This is a genomic window from Streptomyces sp. ICC4, assembly GCF_003287915.1.
Lineage (GTDB): Bacteria > Actinomycetota > Actinomycetes > Streptomycetales > Streptomycetaceae > Streptomyces > Streptomyces tritrimontium.
The window spans coordinates 1,923,512-1,939,811 of record NZ_CP030286.1; the positions used below are offsets into that span (position 1 = coordinate 1,923,512).

18 protein-coding genes are annotated in these 16,300 nt (G+C 69.5%); 4 read left to right on the forward strand and 14 right to left on the reverse strand.

Annotated features, from left to right (window positions below; translation table 11 throughout):
- Positions 1-109: 109 nt before the first annotated feature.
- The 6 genes from DRB89_RS08830 to rfbB form a co-directional block, all read right to left on the reverse strand.
- Positions 110-1,006, reverse strand: a complete 897-nt coding sequence (locus DRB89_RS08830; RefSeq protein WP_112447754.1) for a glycosyltransferase family 2 protein — start codon at positions 1,004-1,006, stop codon at positions 110-112.
- 9 nt (positions 1,007-1,015) lie between these two features.
- Entirely contained in the window at positions 1,016-1,489 is a 474-nt protein-coding gene (locus DRB89_RS08835) for a DUF2304 domain-containing protein (RefSeq protein ID WP_112447755.1), read from the reverse strand.
- Complete coding sequence (locus DRB89_RS08840; RefSeq protein ID WP_204357674.1) at positions 1,486-2,175, reverse strand: glycosyltransferase family 2 protein; 690 nt, start codon at positions 2,173-2,175, stop codon at positions 1,486-1,488. Before DRB89_RS08840 ends, DRB89_RS08835 begins: the two co-directional genes overlap by 4 nt.
- A 68-nt stretch (positions 2,176-2,243) precedes the next feature.
- Positions 2,244-3,605, reverse strand: a complete 1,362-nt coding sequence (locus tag DRB89_RS08845; RefSeq protein WP_204357675.1) for a hypothetical protein — start codon at positions 3,603-3,605, stop codon at positions 2,244-2,246.
- Complete coding sequence (gene rfbD / locus DRB89_RS08850; RefSeq protein ID WP_275431886.1) at positions 3,602-4,552, reverse strand: dTDP-4-dehydrorhamnose reductase; 951 nt, start codon at positions 4,550-4,552, stop codon at positions 3,602-3,604. The genes DRB89_RS08845 and rfbD overlap by 4 nt, the downstream gene beginning before the upstream one ends.
- On the reverse strand, positions 4,549-5,526 hold the full coding sequence (gene rfbB / locus DRB89_RS08855) for a dTDP-glucose 4,6-dehydratase (protein ID WP_112447757.1): 978 nt from the start codon (positions 5,524-5,526) through the stop codon (positions 4,549-4,551). Before rfbB ends, rfbD begins: the two co-directional genes overlap by 4 nt.
- Positions 5,527-5,630: 104 nt before the next feature.
- On the opposite strand from rfbB, the gene rfbA reads away from it, so the two are divergent.
- Positions 5,631-6,506 carry a glucose-1-phosphate thymidylyltransferase RfbA gene (rfbA, locus tag DRB89_RS08860; RefSeq protein ID WP_112447758.1) on the forward strand — a complete coding sequence of 292 codons (876 nt, stop codon included), beginning with the start codon at positions 5,631-5,633 and terminating at the stop codon, positions 6,504-6,506.
- On the forward strand, positions 6,503-7,102 hold the full coding sequence (rfbC, locus tag DRB89_RS08865) for a dTDP-4-dehydrorhamnose 3,5-epimerase (protein WP_112447759.1): 600 nt from the start codon (positions 6,503-6,505) through the stop codon (positions 7,100-7,102). The genes rfbA and rfbC overlap by 4 nt, the downstream gene beginning before the upstream one ends.
- A gap of 196 nt (positions 7,103-7,298) precedes the next feature.
- On the opposite strand, the gene tuf is transcribed toward rfbC, so the two are convergent.
- From tuf to DRB89_RS08890, 5 genes are all read right to left on the reverse strand, one after another.
- A complete protein-coding gene (gene tuf, locus DRB89_RS08870; RefSeq protein WP_112447760.1) occupies positions 7,299-8,492 on the reverse strand; it encodes an elongation factor Tu in 1,194 nt (397 codons plus the stop codon).
- A 148-nt stretch (positions 8,493-8,640) separates the two neighbouring features.
- The gene (gene fusA, locus DRB89_RS08875) at positions 8,641-10,770 is read right to left on the reverse strand and encodes an elongation factor G (protein ID WP_112447761.1); all 2,130 of its coding nucleotides are present in this window, start codon (positions 10,768-10,770) and stop codon (positions 8,641-8,643) included.
- Between the two features lie 39 nt (positions 10,771-10,809).
- Complete coding sequence (gene rpsG / locus DRB89_RS08880) at positions 10,810-11,280, reverse strand: 30S ribosomal protein S7 (protein ID WP_112447762.1); 471 nt, start codon at positions 11,278-11,280, stop codon at positions 10,810-10,812.
- A 2-nt stretch (positions 11,281-11,282) separates the two neighbouring features.
- Positions 11,283-11,654, reverse strand: coding sequence for a 30S ribosomal protein S12 (gene rpsL, locus DRB89_RS08885; RefSeq protein WP_007265893.1), 372 nt, complete (start codon positions 11,652-11,654; stop codon positions 11,283-11,285).
- 385 nt (positions 11,655-12,039) lie between these two features.
- Positions 12,040-12,501, reverse strand: a complete 462-nt coding sequence (locus DRB89_RS08890) for a helix-turn-helix transcriptional regulator (RefSeq protein ID WP_112447763.1) — start codon at positions 12,499-12,501, stop codon at positions 12,040-12,042.
- A gap of 185 nt (positions 12,502-12,686) precedes the next feature.
- On the opposite strand from DRB89_RS08890, the gene DRB89_RS08895 reads away from it, so the two are divergent.
- Positions 12,687-12,965, forward strand: coding sequence for a WhiB family transcriptional regulator (locus DRB89_RS08895; RefSeq protein WP_112447764.1), 279 nt, complete (start codon positions 12,687-12,689; stop codon positions 12,963-12,965).
- Between the two features lie 450 nt (positions 12,966-13,415).
- On the opposite strand, the gene DRB89_RS08900 is transcribed toward DRB89_RS08895, so the two are convergent.
- From DRB89_RS08900 to DRB89_RS08910, 3 genes are all read right to left on the reverse strand, one after another.
- The gene (locus DRB89_RS08900) at positions 13,416-13,856 is read right to left on the reverse strand and encodes a hypothetical protein (RefSeq protein ID WP_112447802.1); all 441 of its coding nucleotides are present in this window, start codon (positions 13,854-13,856) and stop codon (positions 13,416-13,418) included.
- 90 nt (positions 13,857-13,946) lie between these two features.
- Positions 13,947-14,639 carry an SMI1/KNR4 family protein gene (locus DRB89_RS08905; protein WP_112447803.1) on the reverse strand — a complete coding sequence of 231 codons (693 nt, stop codon included), beginning with the start codon at positions 14,637-14,639 and terminating at the stop codon, positions 13,947-13,949.
- 98 nt (positions 14,640-14,737) lie between these two features.
- A complete protein-coding gene (locus tag DRB89_RS08910; RefSeq protein ID WP_112447804.1) occupies positions 14,738-15,442 on the reverse strand; it encodes a DUF4386 domain-containing protein in 705 nt (234 codons plus the stop codon).
- 119 nt (positions 15,443-15,561) lie between these two features.
- Between DRB89_RS08910 and DRB89_RS08915 the strand changes: the two genes are divergently transcribed.
- On the forward strand, positions 15,562-16,251 hold the full coding sequence (locus DRB89_RS08915) for a TetR/AcrR family transcriptional regulator C-terminal domain-containing protein (protein ID WP_112447805.1): 690 nt from the start codon (positions 15,562-15,564) through the stop codon (positions 16,249-16,251).
- Positions 16,252-16,300 lie beyond the last annotated feature (49 nt).

Below are 16,300 nucleotides of genomic sequence, written 5' to 3' on the forward strand. Positions count from 1 at the left end.
GTTTCCCGGGTCGGGAGGGGCGGGGCACAGGCCGCGACGGCCTCGGCGCCCGCGCGCCACCCGCTTTCCCGTCCCCCATCGCGGCCACCGTACAAGGGCCGCGCCCCCGTCAGACGCCCGAGGTGAAGGCGTGCTTGGCCAGGTTGCGGACGCCCGCGCGCTGGCCGCGGCGCAGGGCGCCGGGCATCATCGTGATCGCGTGCAGGCGGGATCCGCTGTGGAAACGGGCGGCGCGGGCGGCCTTGGGCCAGCCGCGGGCGTCCATCCGGTCGGCCACCGCGTCGAAGTAGCGCGCGGCCTCGGTGAAGCGGGTTCCGGTGAAGGCCTGGACCGAGGACTCGCTGACGGCGTGCCGGCGGTAGCGGAAGACGGCGGCCGAGTTGTCGATCACCATCTCCTCGCCGTGTTCGAGCAGGTCGACCACGAGCGCGAGGTCCTGGATCACCGAGTACTCGGACTGGAAGCCCACCGTGCGCAGGGCCTCGCCCCGCCACGCGATGGACGGGAAGTACAGCCAGTTGCCGCGCAGCACGCTGGCGGCCAGCTCCTCGCCGGCCATGGTGCGGCTGCCGTCGACCTGCGGGGCGTAGAGCTTGCGCTTGACGCTGTCCGCGAGGCCTTCGGCGGCCTTGCCGTCGCCGTCGATGACCTCGACTCCGGGCTGGACCATGCCGATGCCCGGGTGGGCCTCGGCGAGGCCCCGTACGGTCTTCAGGTAGTGCGGGTGGAGCAGGTCGTCGCAGCCCATGATCACGACGTAGTCGGCCTCGGAGAGGCGCACGCACTTCTTGAAGTTCTCGTTGATGCCGAGGTTCTGCTCGTTGCGGGTGTACTGGACCCGCTCGTCGCCGAGCTCCGCGAACCAGCCCGGGACGTCCGGCTCCTTGCCGTCGTCGATGACGACGAGCCGGAAGTCCGGATCCGTCTGCGCCAGGACGCTGTTGACGGCGTCCTGCATCAGCTGGACGTCCCCGTAGTAGGGGAGCATGAAGTCGAAGGTCACCACGGCGATTCCTCAGGCCTTGACGGAGTCGGCGGCGGCCTCGGAGCGGGCCGGGTCGGCCTGCTCGTCCGACTCGTCCTGTGCCGCGGGGGCCGCGGGAGCGGCCGGGGCGGCGGAGCGGGCGGCGTCCGGGCCGAGGCGCTGGTCGTTGTGGCGCGCACCCTCGCTGAGGGCCACCGTCCGGGCCAGGTCGGTGATCTTCTTCTCCAGCGAGCGGAAGCGCAGGAAGGTGTTGAGGGTCAGGAAGCCCATGGCCAGGACCATCACGTACAGCACCAGGTCGGTGCCGCGGCCCACGCCGAGCTGGTGGGCGAGCCAGGTGACGTCGGTCGGCCGGAGCACGGCGTAGACGTTGACGAGGACGAAGACCGAGAACGCGATGCGCTTCCAGGCGCGGGTCTTCGCCTGGTCCCAGTTGCGTATGAACATCAGGGCCATCGAGGCGGAGCCCAGGATGAGGACCAGCTGGATCCAGAAGTACTTCATCGGCGGCCACGCTCCCGCAGGGTGATGTCGAAGAGGATGTTGACGCCGTTGATCAGGGACTGACCCTTGGCGCGCGAGTAGTCGGTGTAGAGGATGTCCACCGGGACCTCGACGACACGCAGCCCCGAGCCGGCCAGGTAGCCGACGATCTCGGAGGCGTGGGCCATGCCGTTGTGCGTGATCTGCAGCTGCTCGGCCGCCTCGCGGCCGAGGACGCGCAGACCGTTGTGCGCGTCGGTGAGGTTGAGCTTGCGCGCGGTCGGGCTGACGGCCGCGGCCGTGCGCAGCACGACCCGCTTGATCCACGGCACCTGGCCGTTCTGCTCGATGAAGCGGGAGCCGAGCACCACGTCGGCCTCGCCGCCGCGCAGGACGGCGACCATCTTCTCCACGTCGGCGGTCTGGTGCTGGCCGTCCGCGTCGAAGGTCGCGAAGTAGCGGGCGCCCGGCTGCGAGAGCGCGTACTTCAGACCGGTCTGGAGGGCCGCGCCCTGGCCGAGGTTGACCGGGTGCTGCACCAGGTGGGCGCCGGTGGTGGTGATGTGCCGGGCGGAGTCGTCCGAGCTGCCGTCGTCGACGACGACTATGTTCGGAAAGGTCTTGCGTGCTCCCTCGACGACATCGGCGATCACCTGGCCCTCGTTATAGGCCGGGATGACCAGCCAGACATCGTCGTATTGGGACACGGTAACTCCAGCGGAACGTGGCACATCTGAGTGCACGGGGATCGGTGGTACTTCGGAGGCGGCCATGGTCACTTCCCGCCCGCGGCGGCGCCCTGGGGGCTCGCGGCGTCAGTCTGGCCCGCCTCATCGACGGCTTCGACGGCGTCGCCGGCTTCGGCGGCCGCACCCGGAGCGGCGCCCGGGAACCCCAGCCGCAGCGCCGTCAGCATAGCGAGCACGGTGGCCAGGGAGCCCAGTGCGTAGGCCAGGATCACACGGAGAGCAACGTCACCCGGGGCGAAGGTGACGCCGACGAGCACGGCGGTGCCGACGGCCCAGCAGAGCAACTGCAGGTTGTGCCGCTTGAATACCATCAGCGCCTGGCCGAGCACCATCGCGAACATGTACGCCACGGTGCCCGCGGACAACAGGAAGAAGTCGAAGCAGCCCAGGGCCGGCTTGGCGCCGAAGAGGACGCCGATCAGCCAGGGGCCGAGCACGGTCGCGGGGACGCCGCCGAGCACGCCGAGCGCGCCCACGACGACGCCGATCCGGCGCAGCATCGCGCCGAAGGCGGCCCGGTCGCCCGCCTGGTAGGCGGCGCTGAGCCCGCTCAGCAGCGAGGCCTGGAGCGAGCCGAAGACGAACAGCGGCACCCGGGCCAGGACCAGCGCGTTGAGCAGGGCCGCGATCAGCACGCTGTCGGTGGGCGCGAGCAGCTTGGTGCTCATCACCGCGGCGTTGACCACGACCTGGGAGAGCAGGGTCGAGCAGATCAGCAGGCCCAGCCCGGCGGACAGCTCCCGCCAGCCGATCTCCTCGCCGGGCTCCGCCGCGCGCAACAGCGCGGGCAGCGTCACCACGGCCGCCACGAGGGGTGCGACGGCCAGTACGAGGCTGAAGGCGAGCGCGGTGTTCAGTCCGAAGAGCGCGCAGCCGAAGGCGAGGACGATCCGCAGCCCGCCGTCGATGGCGAGCTGGGTGCCGTACGCGCCGAACCGGCCGAGGCCGGCCAGGACGCCGCGGGTGAGGTAGCAGACGGCCATGCCCGCGAAGGCTCCGCCGAGGGCGGCCACCAGGCCGCGGTCGCCGTGGAACAGCAGGTCCGCGATGGGGCCCGCGGCCGCGGCGAGGACGAGCAGGGTCGCGCCGAGCATCCCCGCGGTGAGCAGGGTGGCCCGCCGCAGGACGGGGGCCGCGCCGTGGCCGTCGACCGCGCGGGCGGCGACGATCCGGGTGAGCTCCTGCTCGACGGGGAAGAAGATGCCGAGCCCGATCGCCATCACGATCGTCCACAGGACCGAGACGTTGGCCATGGCCTCCGTGGACAGGCTGTGCCCGGCCACACCCAGGTGGACGTACGAGGCCGCGCCGAGCACGACGGTGCCGCCGGCCACCGCGACGGTGCCCGGCGGCAGCGCCGCGGTGATCTTGCCCAGCAGGCTTTTCATCCCGTGCTGCCGTATCCCGCGCTGCCGTTGCGGTCCGCGCCCTCGGGCGCGGCGAAGGCGGGGCGGGTCAGCGCTTCGGCCAGCTGCTCGCGCCAGTCGGCGAGCGGGGCCAGCCCGGCCCCGGCCCAGCGCTCGTGCGCGAGCACGCTGAACGCCGGGCGGACCGCGGGGCGCACGAACGCGGTGGAGTCGGTCGGCCGGATCCGCTCGGGGTCCAGGCCGCTCAGCCGGTAGGTCTCGCGGGCGAGCCCGAACCAGGTGGTCCGGCCGCTCGCGGTGCCGTGGTAGACCCCGCCGGGGGCGCGGCCGTCCAGCGCCGCCTGCCCCAGCTCGACCAGCCGGCGGGCCAGCGCGTAGGACCAGGTGGGCTGGCCGTGCTGGTCGTCGACGACGTCCAGGGTGTCCCGCTGGGCGGCCAGCTTGAGCATGGTGGCGACGAAGTTCGGGCCGTGCTCGCCGTACAGCCAGGCGGTGCGGACCACGTAGCCGTCCTGCGGCAGCAGTTCGGCCACGGCCAGCTCGCCGGCCAGCTTGGAGCGGCCGTACGCGTTGACCGGGCCGGTCGCGGCGTCCTCGGCGTACGGCTGCGAGGCGTCGCCGGGCAGCACGTAGTCCGTGGAGACGTGCAGCAGGCGGGCGCCGGCCGCGGCGCAGGCCCCGGCCAGGACGCGTACGCCGGTGCCGTTGACGGTGGTGGCGGCCTCTTCGGCGCTCTCGGCACCGTCCACATCGGTCCAGGCGGCGCAGTTCACGACGACGGCGCAGCCCTCGACCGCGGCCCGGACCGAAGCCGGGTCGGTGATGTCGAGGTCGGCGCGGCCGAGGCCGACGGCCTCGATGCCGGCGTCCTTGAGGACGGCCAGGACGTCCTGGCCGAGCATGCCGGCGGCGCCGGTGACGATCCAGCGCGCGCCCGCGGGGCGGTCGGCTCCCTGTGCGGCGCTCACTTCTGCAGCGCTGCCTTGGCCTTCAGGGGCTCCCACCAGGCGCGGTTCTCGCGGTACCAGGCGATGGTCGACGCGATGCCTTCCTCGAAGGTGACCTGCGGGGCGTAGCCGAGCTCGGAGCCGATCTTGCTGATGTCGATCGAGTAGCGCAGGTCGTGGCCCTTGCGGTCCTCGACGCGCTCGACCATGTCCCAGCCGAGGCCGGCGGCCTCCAGCAGGACGCCGGTGAGCTCCTTGTTGGTGAGCTCGACGCCGCCGCCGATGTTGTAGACCTCGCCGCCGCGGCCCTTGCGCATCGCCAGGTCGATGCCGCGGCAGTGGTCGGAGACGTGCAGCCAGTCGCGCACGTTGCCGCCGTTGCCGTACAGCGGGACCTTCTTGCCGTCCATCAGGTTCGAGACGAACAGCGGGATGACCTTCTCCGGGAACTGGTAGTGCCCGTAGTTGTTGGAGCAGCGCGTGACGACGACGTCCATGCCGTGCGTGCGGGCGTAGGCCAGCGCGAGCAGGTCGGAGGAGGCCTTGGAGGCGGAGTACGGGGAGTTGGGCACCAGCGGCCACTCCTCGGTCCAGGAGCCCTCGCTGATGGAGCCGTACACCTCGTCGGTGGAGATGTGGACGAAGCGGCCGACGCCGTGCTTGCGGGCGGCGTCCAGGAGGACCTGGGTGCCCACGACGTTGGTCATCACGAAGGGGCCCGCGCCGGCGATCGAGCGGTCCACGTGGGACTCGGCCGCGAAGTGCACGACGACGTCGTGGCCGGGCATCACCTGGTCGACGGCCTGCGCGTCGCAGATGTCGCCCTTGACGAAGGAGTAGCCGGGGTGGTCCGCGACCGGGGCGAGGTTGGCTTCGACGCCGGAATACGTCAGCTTGTCGAAGACGGTGATCTGGGCCGAGGGGTCCGAACCGAGCTGCTGGCGGACGAATTCTGAACCGATGAAGCCGGCGCCGCCGGTCACAAGGATGCGCATAATACAAACAGTCTAGCCGTCCGCCCACACGGCCACGGCCGCCCGCCCACACCGTTACCGGCCCGGAACTGGTACCTCCGGCGCTCTCGCATAGGGTTGGGCCCATGCGTGGAATTCTCTTGGCCGGCGGCACCGGATCACGACTCTGGCCGCTGACGCGGGCAGTGTCGAAGCAGCTGCTGCCCGTCTTCGACAAGCCGATGATCTACTACCCGCTCTCGACGCTGGTCATGGCCGGGATCAGCGAGATCCTCGTCATCACCACCCCGGACGACCGCGACCAGTTCGAGCGCCTGCTCGGCGACGGCTCGCAGTTCGGCATCCGGCTGGAGTACGCCGTCCAGGAGCGCCCCGAGGGCATCGCCCAGGCCTTCGTGCTCGGCGCCGACTTCATCGGTGACGACTCCGTCGCCCTGATCCTCGGCGACAACATCTTCCACGGCAGCGGCCTCGGCACGCGTCTGGCGGAGCACACCGATTCCAAGGGCGGCCGGGTCTTCGCGTACCCGGTGGCGGACCCGACGGCGTACGGCGTGGTCGAGTTCGACGCGAACGGCCAGGCCATCTCCATCGAGGAGAAGCCGGTCAAGCCCAAGTCCCGCTACGCCGTGCCGGGCCTCTACTTCTACGACAACCGGGTCGTCGAGATCGCCCGCGGCCTGAAGCCCAGCGCCCGCGGCGAGCTGGAGATCACCGCGGTCAACGACGCGTACCTCCAGGCCGGTGAGCTGAATGTCACCATCCTCGACCGCGGTACCGCCTGGCTGGACACCGGCACCTTCGTCTCGATGGTGCAGGCCTCGGAGTTCGTGCGCGTGATCGAGGAGCGACAGGGCTTCAAGATCGGTTGCATCGAGGAAGCCGCCTGGCGGGCGGGCCTCATCGACTCCGCGCAGCTGCGCGCGCTGGCCGAGCCCCTCACCAAGAGCGGCTACGGCGACTACCTGATCACCCTGCTCGAAGAGGAGGCCGCGCGATGAAGTTCCGCGAGCTCTCCATGGAGGGCGTCTTCGAGATCACCCCCCAGCAGCACGGCGACCCGCGCGGCATGTTCATGGAGTGGTACCGCTTCGACCGCCTCGCCGAGGTCGTCGGGCACCCGCTGAACCTGGCGCAGGCCAACCTGTCGGTCTCCCAGCGCGGTGTGGTGCGCGGCATCCACTTCGCCGACGTGCCGCGCGGCCAGGCCAAGTACGTCACCTGCGTACGGGGCGCCGTCCTGGACGTCATCGTGGACCTGCGGGTCGGCTCCCCGACCTTCGGCCGCTGGGAGGGCGTCCGGCTGGACGACGTGGACCGCCGCGCCGTCTACATCCCCGAGGGCATGGGGCACGGCTTCTGCGCGCTGAGCGACGACGCCACGCTGTCCTACCTCTGCTCGGAGACGTACAACCCGACCGGTGAGCACTCGGTGCACCCGCTCGACCCGGACCTCGGCATCGACTGGCCCGCGGACGTCCCGCTGCTGTCCGCCCGCGACGAGGCCGCGCCTTCGCTGGCCGACGCCATCGCGACGGGACTGCTGCCCGACCACGCCGCCTGCCTGGAGTTCACGGAGTCCCTGCGGGTGGGCTGACCGCAGAGGCGTTCGGCACGACGTACGCGAAGAGGGCCGCACCCACGGGGGGTGCGGCCCTCTTCGCGTGCCCGCGCCCCGCGCCACCCGGCCGGCGTACGACGAAGGGCCCCTCCCCCGTCGCGTGAACGACGGGGAAGGGGCCCCTGCCAAACCAGGCACCCGCCGGAGCGGGCTGCCAGGTCAGAACACGAAATTACTTCGTGATCTTGGTGACCTGGCCGGCGCCCACGGTACGACCACCCTCACGGATGGCGAACTTGAGGCCTTCCTCCATGGCGACCGGCTGAATCAGCGTGACCGTCATCTCGGTGTTGTCGCCCGGCATGACCATCTCCGTGCCGGCCGGCAGGGTGACGACACCCGTGACGTCCGTGGTACGGAAGTAGAACTGCGGACGGTAGTTGTTGAAGAAGGGGGTGTGACGGCCACCCTCGTCCTTCGACAGGATGTACGACTGGGCCTCGAACTCGGTGTGCGGCGTGACCGAACCGGGCTTGATGATGACCTGGCCGCGCTCGACGTCCTCGCGCTTGATGCCACGGAGGAGCAGACCGACGTTCTCGCCCGCCTGGCCCTCGTCGAGCAGCTTGCGGAACATCTCGATACCGGTGACCGTGGTGGTGGTCTTGGTCTCCTTGATACCGATGATGTCGACGGTCTCGTTGACCTTCAGGACACCACGCTCGATACGGCCGGTGACGACGGTACCGCGACCGGTGATCGTGAAGACGTCCTCGACGGGCATGAGGAACGGCAGCTCGGTGTCACGCGGCGGGGTCGGGATGGCCTCGTCGACGGCAGCCATGAGGCCGAGAAGCTTCTCGCCCCACTCCTTGTCGCCCTCGAGCGCCTTCAGCGCGGAGACGCGGACGACCGGAAGGTCGTCGCCCGGGAAGTCGTAGTCGGAGAGGAGCTCACGAACCTCGAGCTCGACGAGCTCCAGGATCTCCTCGTCGTCCACCATGTCGGCCTTGTTCAGGGCGACGACGATGTACGGAACGCCGACCTGGCGGGCCAGGAGCACGTGCTCCTTGGTCTGCGGCATCGGGCCGTCGGTGGCGGCGACCACGAGGATCGCGCCGTCCATCTGCGCGGCACCGGTGATCATGTTCTTGATGTAGTCCGCGTGACCCGGGCAGTCGACGTGGGCGTAGTGACGCGCCTCGGTCTGGTACTCGACGTGCGCGATGGAGATGGTGATACCGCGCTGGCGCTCTTCGGGAGCCTTGTCGATCTGGTCGAAGGCCGAGGCCTCGTTCAGGTCCGGGTACGCGTCATGCAGCACCTTGGTAATGGCGGCCGTGAGGGTCGTCTTACCGTGGTCAATGTGACCGATGGTGCCGATGTTGACGTGCGGCTTAGTCCGCTCGAACTTCGCCTTCGCCACGGGGTCCTCCTGGAGAGTGGTTCTGTACGCCTTACAGATCGGCGCCAGGTGATCTTTGCTGGATAGCCGGTTCCCCGGGGCAACGGGAGGGTTGCTCCTGTTGCCCCAGAGGCTCCGGTGACAAGCCTAAAGCGTGTACTCGGAAGAGTTACTCGCCCTTGGCCTTCGCGATGATCTCCTCAGCGACGTTCCGGGGAACCTCGGCGTAGGAGTCGAACTGCATCGAGTAGCTGGCGCGACCCGAGGTCTTGCTGCGGAGGTCTCCGACGTAGCCGAACATCTCCGAGAGGGGCACGAGGCCCTTCACGAGGCGCGCACCGTGACGCTCCTCCATGGCCTGGATCTGGCCACGGCGGGAGTTGATGTCACCGATGACGTCACCCATGGACTCCTCCGGCGTGGTGACCTCGACGGCCATCATCGGCTCGAGGAGCACGGGAGAAGCCTTGCGCGCGGCCTCCTTGAAGGCCTGCGAACCGGCGATCTTGAACGCGAGCTCGGAGGAGTCGACCTCGTGGTAGCCACCGTCGAGAAGAATGACGCGGACGCCAGTCATCTCGTAGCCGGCGAGGATGCCGAACTTCATGGCTTCCTGCGCACCGGCGTCGACCGAGGGGATGTACTCCCTCGGGATGCGGCCACCGGTGACCTTGTTCACGAACTCGTACGCCGGACCGTCGGCCTCGAGGATCGGCTCGATCGCGATCTGCACCTTGGCGAACTGACCGGTACCACCGGTCTGCTTCTTGTGGGTGTAGTCGTGACGCTCCACCGTCTGGCGGATCGTCTCGCGGTAAGCGACCTGCGGCTTGCCGACGTTGGCCTCGACCTTGAACTCGCGCTTCATACGGTCGACCAGCACCTCGAGGTGCAGCTCGCCCATACCGCCGAGGATGGTCTGGCCGGTCTCTTCGTCCGAGTGAACGTGGAAGGAGGGGTCCTCCTCCGCGAGAGACTGGATGGCGACACCCAGCTTCTCCTGGTCACCCTTGGACTTGGGCTCGATGGCGACCTGAATGACCGGAGCCGGGAAGTCCATGGACTCCAGGATGACCGGGTTCTTGTCGTCACACAGCGTCTCACCGGTGGTGGTCTGCTTCAGGCCCATGACGGCGACGATGTCACCGGCGCCCACCGCTTCGATCTCTTCACGCTTGTTCGCGTGCATGCGGTAGATCTTGCCGATGCGCTCCTTCTTGCCCTTGACGGAGTTCAGCACCGCAGTGCCGGCCTCCAGGCGGCCCGAGTAAACCCGGACGAAGGTGAGCTTGCCGAGGTGCGGGTCGCGCATGATCTTGAACGCGAGCGCCGCGAGGGGCTCCTCGTCAGACGGCTTGCGCTTCACGACGACCTCGGCGTCCTTGACGTCGTGGCCTTCGATGGCCTCGATGTCCAGGGGCGAGGGGAGGTAGCGGACGACGGCGTCGAGCAGGGGCTGAACGCCCTTGTTCTTGAACGCCGTGCCACAGAACACCGCGGTGATCGTGGCGCCCTTGTCACCCTTGGAGCCGATGATGATGCGACGCACAGCGGCGTGCAGCTGCTCGACGGTGGGCTCGACGCCCTCCAGGAACAGCTCCATGATCTGGTCGTCGTTCTCGGCGACCGTCTCGACCAGCTTGGCGTGCCACTCTTCAGCGGCTTCCTTGTGGGTGTCCGGGATGTCGACGATGTCGTACATCTCGCCCTTGGTCGCCTCGGCGGACCAGACGAACGCCTTCATGGTGACCAGGTCGACAACGCCCTGGAAGTCCATCTCGGCACCGATGGGGAGCTGCATGACGATCGGAACCGCACCGAGGCGGTCCTTGATCATCTCGACACAGCGGTGGAACTCGGCGCCGGTGCGGTCCAGCTTGTTGACGAAGCAGATGCGCGGCACGCCGTAGCGGTCGGCCTGACGCCAAACGGTCTCGGACTGCGGCTCCACACCGGCGACACCGTCGAACACGGTGACGGCACCGTCGAGGACGCGGAGCGAACGCTCCACCTCGACCGTGAAGTCAACGTGACCCGGGGTGTCGATGATGTTGATGGTGTGGTCGACGTCCTCGAGCGGCCAGTGGCAGGTCGTCGCGGCGGACGTGATCGTGATGCCGCGCTCCTGCTCCTGCTCCATCCAGTCCATCGTGGCAGCGCCGTCGTGGACTTCACCGATCTTGTAAGACACACCGGTGTAGAACAGGATGCGCTCGGTGGTGGTCGTCTTGCCCGCGTCGATGTGAGCCATGATGCCGATGTTGCGCACCTTGGCCAGGTCAAGCGAAGTGGTAGCCATATCGGCTCAGTCTTCTCTCGGTCTCGATGTGGGTTGGGACTACCAGCGGTAGTGCGCGAAGGCCTTGTTGGACTCGGCCATCTTGTGCGTGTCCTCACGCTTCTTGACGGCCGCACCGAGGCCGTTCGAGGCGTCGAGGAGCTCGTTCATGAGGCGCTCGGTCATGGTCTTCTCGCGACGGGCGCGGGAGTAGCCCACGATCCAGCGCAGCGAGAGGGTCGCCGCGCGACCGGGCTTGACCTCGATCGGCACCTGGTAGGTGGCGCCACCGACACGGCGGGACTTGACCTCGAGGGACGGCTTGACGTTCTCGAGCGCGCGCTTCAGCGTGATGACCGGGTCGTTGCCGGTCTTCTCGCGGAGGCCTTCCATGGCGCCGTAAACGATGCGCTCGGCGGTGGAGCGCTTGCCGTTCATGAGGATCTTGTTGATGAGCGACGTCACCAGAGGAGATGCATAGACCGGGTCGATGATGACCGGGCGCTTCGGGGCGGGGCCCTTACGAGGCATTTCTACTTCTCCTTCTTGGCGCCGTAGCGGCTGCGGGCCTGCTTGCGGTTCTTGACAGCCTGGGTGTCAAGCGCACCGCGGATGATCTTGTAACGAACACCCGGCAGGTCCTTCACACGGCCACCACGCACGAGCACGATCGAGTGCTCCTGCAGGTTGTGTCCCTCACCCGGAATGTAGGCCGTGACCTCGATGCCGGAGGTCAGACGCACACGCGCGACCTTACGGAGCGCCGAGTTCGGCTTCTTCGGGGTGGTCGTGAACACACGCGTGCAGACGCCGCGACGCTGGGGCGAAGCCTCAAGCGCGGGGGTCTTTGTCTTCTCGACCTTGTCCTGCCGGCCCTTACGGACCAGCTGCTGGATCGTAGGCACTACTTCTCCGGTTTCTGTGTGCCGTGTAGTGAAGCTAACCTGGAACATTTACCGACCCACGCGGTCGGGTGTGTCGGATCCGGCGGACTTCCACGCAAGCACGGAAACGCATGAATCGCGGTGGCTGATACGGCTCAAGTGCGGTTGATGGACACGCACAGGAGCCCAGGCACACCCCAGGCACAAGGTCTGAGCGTACCCACCGCATCCACTCCGGTCAAAACAAAAGCCCCCGCCGCAGGACGGCGAAGGACCCGCCGACCAGTCGCCACAAGGCTGAAGCGGGGGTGTGGTCCCTCCGATGTGCGCACGTGGTGCGCGTGTGCTAAGTCCGGGCGGGGCGGGCGGGCGGCCGACACCGCCCGCTCCGCCCGGGCGGAGCGGATCAGTCCCGCGCCCGGCGGCGGCCTTCCGTGGCGGCCGGCGCATCAGAAGACGCGTCGCCCCCGGCCCCGTCCGGCTCCAGGAACTGGCTGACGACCTTGACGAAGACCTCGCGCCGGCCCTCGGGGACCCCGAGCCACCGGGCGAAGTCGTCGATGGTCGGCGGCTTGCCGCCCGGCGGCAGGTCCTGGGAGCCCAGCGGGAGCTCGTCGGGGCTGACCCGGCCGGACCGGATCAGCATGTCGCGCACGGAGACGCCCAGCAGCGGGGCGATCCGGCGCATCGTCTCCAGGTCGGGCATGCTCTGCCGCTGGAGCAGCCGGGTGACGGCGGCCCGGTGGACCCCCGCCTCGTCGGCGATCCTCGACTTGCCGCCGCCCCTGGGGTTGTCGATGTCGTAGCCGCGCTGCCGCATCAGTCCTTCGACCCAGGCCGCGAACGCGTCCAATTCGAGAGTGCTCATGTGCCGCTCCTCAAGTCCGCAGTCCGCACCATGAGATCACAGCCTACCGTGCTTGCGCGCACAGAATTATACCCTTCACCAATTAGGCACACCTTAAGTAGAGGGATCTTGATTGCGTGCTCGCACGCAACGTGTAACAGTGGGCTGGCCGTGAGCCACGGCAGCCCCACCGTCGCGGAGTCGCCATGCCCTTTGTTCCGTACTCAGCCCCGCCCGACACCGCCCCCTCGCCCTGGCAGGCCTCCGCCGCGTGCGCCGCCCTCCCCCCGGACGTCGTCTTCGCGCGGCGGGCCAAGGACGCGGCCCCCGCCCTGCGCGCCTGCGCCGCCTGCCCCGTCCGGCGCGAGTGCGAAGAGGCCGTCGCGCCGTCCGAGAGCTGGTTCGACGGAGTCTGCGCCGGACGCCTGTGGCGCAACGGCCGGCCCGCCGCCATCCCCTCTTCCCCCGGGAGCCTCCGTGCCTGACCGCACCGCCGGCGACACCACCGGCCACAACGCCGGCCACAACTCCGGCGACACCGCACTCTGGATCGCCTCGCTGATCCGCCAGTTCCCCGAACTCTGCGAGGGGTCCATGCGTGGCGGGCGGTCCGGGCGGGGTGGGTGGCCCCCGTTCGCGGGTCGGGGGTCCGGGTTCCAACTGCCGTCCTGCGCGAGATTTCCCGGGGTCGGCTCAGCCGGGGCGCCGAGGAGGGTTCTGCCGCAGCCGGGGCAGAAGCGAGCGGCGGGCGGGGCCTCTACCCCACACTGACCACACGTCGCGCTGGACTCGCCCATACCGGCACCTGCCCTGTCCGACCCCCTGCCCCTTGATCGTTCTGCACCATTCTATTCCTCGGCCGCGTCCACCGCGCGAGCTGTCCCGCCCCGACGGGGATCCGGCAAGCCGTCGAGCGAGGGCGGGTCAGCGACGGGTCAGCGACGGCCGGTGGACAGGATGACGAGGAACTGGCCGCCGCCCGCCTCGATGCCGGCGGTCACCGGCAGCCCCGGTACCAGTCGGGAGAACCGGTCCACCAGCCAATTCGCCGCCCCTTGGGCGTCCTTCTTCGTCGGACAACGGCCCACCATCTCGCGGCCCCCCTTGCGCTCCAGCCTCGCGGCAACGGCGATCAGCGGCGCGGGTTCGACCACGTACAGGTGCTCCGGCCAGGCGATGACCACCTTGACCGCACCCTTGCGGCTATTGCACCCGCGGTGCGCGAGCCGCTCGGCGACCTTGGCCTTCCGGTCCGCGGTCCGGCTGTCGACACTGGGCCCCCGCGCGTCGTTCACCGACTCGTCCGGGTCGACCGGTTCGTCACACACCCAGCATCGCCAGCCGTCGCGCTCGGCCACATCATCAAGGAGACTCATCCGAGCAAACTACCTGCCCGGCCGCCGCCCCGCGCACCAGGGCCCTTACGCTGAGGACTGCCCCGTCCCCGCCACGTTCTGCAACGACCTTCAGATCGTGTCTCTTTGGCGGGCTGGTGCGGGTACGACATCGAGCTGCTGCTCGGTGCGCTCGAGCCAGCTCCGGTACCAGTGTGCGAAGTCATGCCCGGTCGGCTCGATCCCTCGGTCCATCGGCCTCAGGTCCTCCCAGATGGCGCCTCGGTGCGGGCCCGTCATCACCATCAGCGACGCATAGCCGCATCCCTGCTCGCTGAGGAACACCGCGCCCGCCTCCTGAGCGTCGTTCAGCTCCTCGTAGCGCGCGTCCCAGGCCGCGTACGCGCGACGGAAGGCGTCATCGGCCGTAAAGGCGTCCTCTTGGGGTTCCTGGGTCTCGAGCGTGGCGAGCTCACTCCGCAGCGCCTCGGCCACGAAGGGCCGTCCGGCGAACCCGGCCGTGGTCGGCTGCGCGGGGCAGGCGAGGCCGATACCGAGCCACTGCCACGCACCGTTGTCGAAGACCGGTGTCATCAGGCCGTAGTGGGGGCCGGCGCCCCCTCCTCCGACGCGGAGCAGAAAACTCCGATACTGCGCGGGCAGACCAACGCCCAGGTCCGCTTCCAGCGCCTGGAGCTGCTCCTCCCCCATGACCGGGCCGAGGCGAAAGCCATGCCCATTCGCCCCGAAAACCTCCTCCGCCCCGGGGTGTTCGGCGAGTCGGAGCACCCGCTCCCGCACTCCAGCCCATGTGTCCTCACTCATGGGCACACGCTAGTGAGAGGTGCACCGCACCTGCACGCCGTTTTTCTGCCGGAGCAGGGGTACACAGCACTGCACGGCACTGCACGGCACCCAACCCCTCATCGACGGATGCCTGCCGGATCGGCCGCTTCCCCGTCTGCCCGGGACTCGGCGCCCGAGCCGGGCCCGAACCCCCTGATGATCAGCCACCCGGCCAGCGCCAGCTCCCAGGCGAACACCGGGAGGGCGGCGGCCGCCCCCGCCGCGGAGAGCTGCGCGTAGGCCCCGAACATCACGGCGACGGCCGAGGCGCAGATCAGCGGCCCGCCGACCAGCCCGAGTACGGCGATGAAGCGCGGTACGAGCCGTGCGCGGTACGCCAGGTACGCGAGCAGGACGGTGTTCAGGCCGAGGGCGATGTTGGGCCCGAGCAGGAACGTCCAGTCGTGCACGGCCGCCAACGCGAGGTCGGCGCCGTCCGCCGCCCCCGCGTCCCGCCGCAGGGTGACGAGCGCCAGGACGGCGACGATCCCGACGGCGATGACGGCCGCCTCCAGCAGCCGCCCGAAGGCGTACCCGAGCGCGAGCCCCTCGCCGTGGCGCCGCAGGACGGGGAACAGCGCCGCCCCGGTACCGGTCACCGCCACCACCAGCACCACCTCGCAGACCACTCCGAGCAGCGCCATCGTGTCGGCGCCCTGCGCGAGCCGGCCGTCCGCCGCGCCCAGCAGGGGGCGGTACAGAGCCGCCCCGGCTATCGCGGCTATCTCCGTCAGCAGGAACAGCAACCCGGCGGCCACTGCGGTTCTCCGGTCCGGACTCATCTTCTCGGCACCTCTCACTCGATAGTGGTGTACGCCGTACACCTGAGGGCGACCATAGGTGTACGACGTACACTCGTCAAGGAGGGGACGCTGTCGAGGAGGGAAGGGGACCAACCGGAATGACCCGGCAGGAAGCCACGCACACGCGCACGCAACGGATCCCGTTGAACAGGGACCGCGTCCTGCGCGCCGCCGTCGCGCTCGCCGACGCCACCGGCATCGACGCGCTCAGCATGCGCAGGCTCGCGCAGGAGCTGAACGTCGTACCGATGGCCCTCTACAAGCACGTGGCCAACAAGGAGGAGCTGCTCGACGGCATGGCCGACGCCGTCGTGGGCGAGATCGACCCGCCGGCCGCGGGCCCCGACTGGCAGCGCGTGGTCCGGGGACGGATCCTCTCGGCCCGGCAGGTCCTGCTGCGCCACCCCTGGGCGGCCCGGGTCATCGAGTCGCGGACCGGACCCACCCCGGCCGTGCTGGCGTACCTGGACTCGATGGCCGGGACCTTCCGGAACGGCGGCCTCTCCGCCGACCTCGCGCACCACGTCATGCACGCGATGGGCAGCCGCCTGCTCGGCTTCAGCCAGGAACTGTTCGACACCTCGGGTCCCTCCGGCCCGCCGGACCCCGCACTGGCGGCGCACTACCCGCACATCGCGGAACTGGCGGCGACGGCCGCACACGACGGGGGCTCCACGGTCGGTGGCGGCTGCGACGACCAGTTCGAGTTCGAATTCGCCCTGGACCTCCTACTGGACGGCTTCGAAAGCCTCCGCCGCCAGGGCTGGACGTCCGCGCGGAAGCCGTAGCGGGCGCGGTGTCGTGGGCCAGATTCGGCGTCGGGGAGGGGAAGGTCGC

Excerpts from the sequence above, each read along its gene's own strand:
- DRB89_RS08890 (WP_112447763.1), bottom strand. The coding sequence starts at position 12,501 with ATGAGCACTCTCGAATTGGACGCGTTCGCGGCCTGGGTCGAAGGACTG.
- DRB89_RS08915 (WP_112447805.1), top strand. The coding sequence starts at position 15,562 with ATGACCCGGCAGGAAGCCACGCACACGCGCACGCAACGGATCCCGTTG.
- DRB89_RS08895 (WP_112447764.1), top strand. The coding sequence starts at position 12,687 with ATGCCCTTTGTTCCGTACTCAGCCCCGCCCGACACCGCCCCCTCGCCC.
- DRB89_RS08835 (WP_112447755.1), bottom strand. The coding sequence starts at position 1,489 with ATGAAGTACTTCTGGATCCAGCTGGTCCTCATCCTGGGCTCCGCCTCG.
- fusA (WP_112447761.1), bottom strand. The coding sequence starts at position 10,770 with ATGGCTACCACTTCGCTTGACCTGGCCAAGGTGCGCAACATCGGCATC.
- DRB89_RS08910 (WP_112447804.1), bottom strand. The coding sequence starts at position 15,442 with ATGAGTCCGGACCGGAGAACCGCAGTGGCCGCCGGGTTGCTGTTCCTG.
- DRB89_RS08905 (WP_112447803.1), bottom strand. The coding sequence starts at position 14,639 with ATGAGTGAGGACACATGGGCTGGAGTGCGGGAGCGGGTGCTCCGACTC.
- rfbB (WP_112447757.1), bottom strand. The coding sequence starts at position 5,526 with ATGCGCATCCTTGTGACCGGCGGCGCCGGCTTCATCGGTTCAGAATTC.
- rfbA (WP_112447758.1), top strand. The coding sequence starts at position 5,631 with ATGCGTGGAATTCTCTTGGCCGGCGGCACCGGATCACGACTCTGGCCG.
- DRB89_RS08845 (WP_204357675.1), bottom strand. The coding sequence starts at position 3,605 with ATGAAAAGCCTGCTGGGCAAGATCACCGCGGCGCTGCCGCCGGGCACC.
- rpsG (WP_112447762.1), bottom strand. The coding sequence starts at position 11,280 with ATGCCTCGTAAGGGCCCCGCCCCGAAGCGCCCGGTCATCATCGACCCG.
- rfbC (WP_112447759.1), top strand. The coding sequence starts at position 6,503 with ATGAAGTTCCGCGAGCTCTCCATGGAGGGCGTCTTCGAGATCACCCCC.
- DRB89_RS08900 (WP_112447802.1), bottom strand. The coding sequence starts at position 13,856 with ATGAGTCTCCTTGATGATGTGGCCGAGCGCGACGGCTGGCGATGCTGG.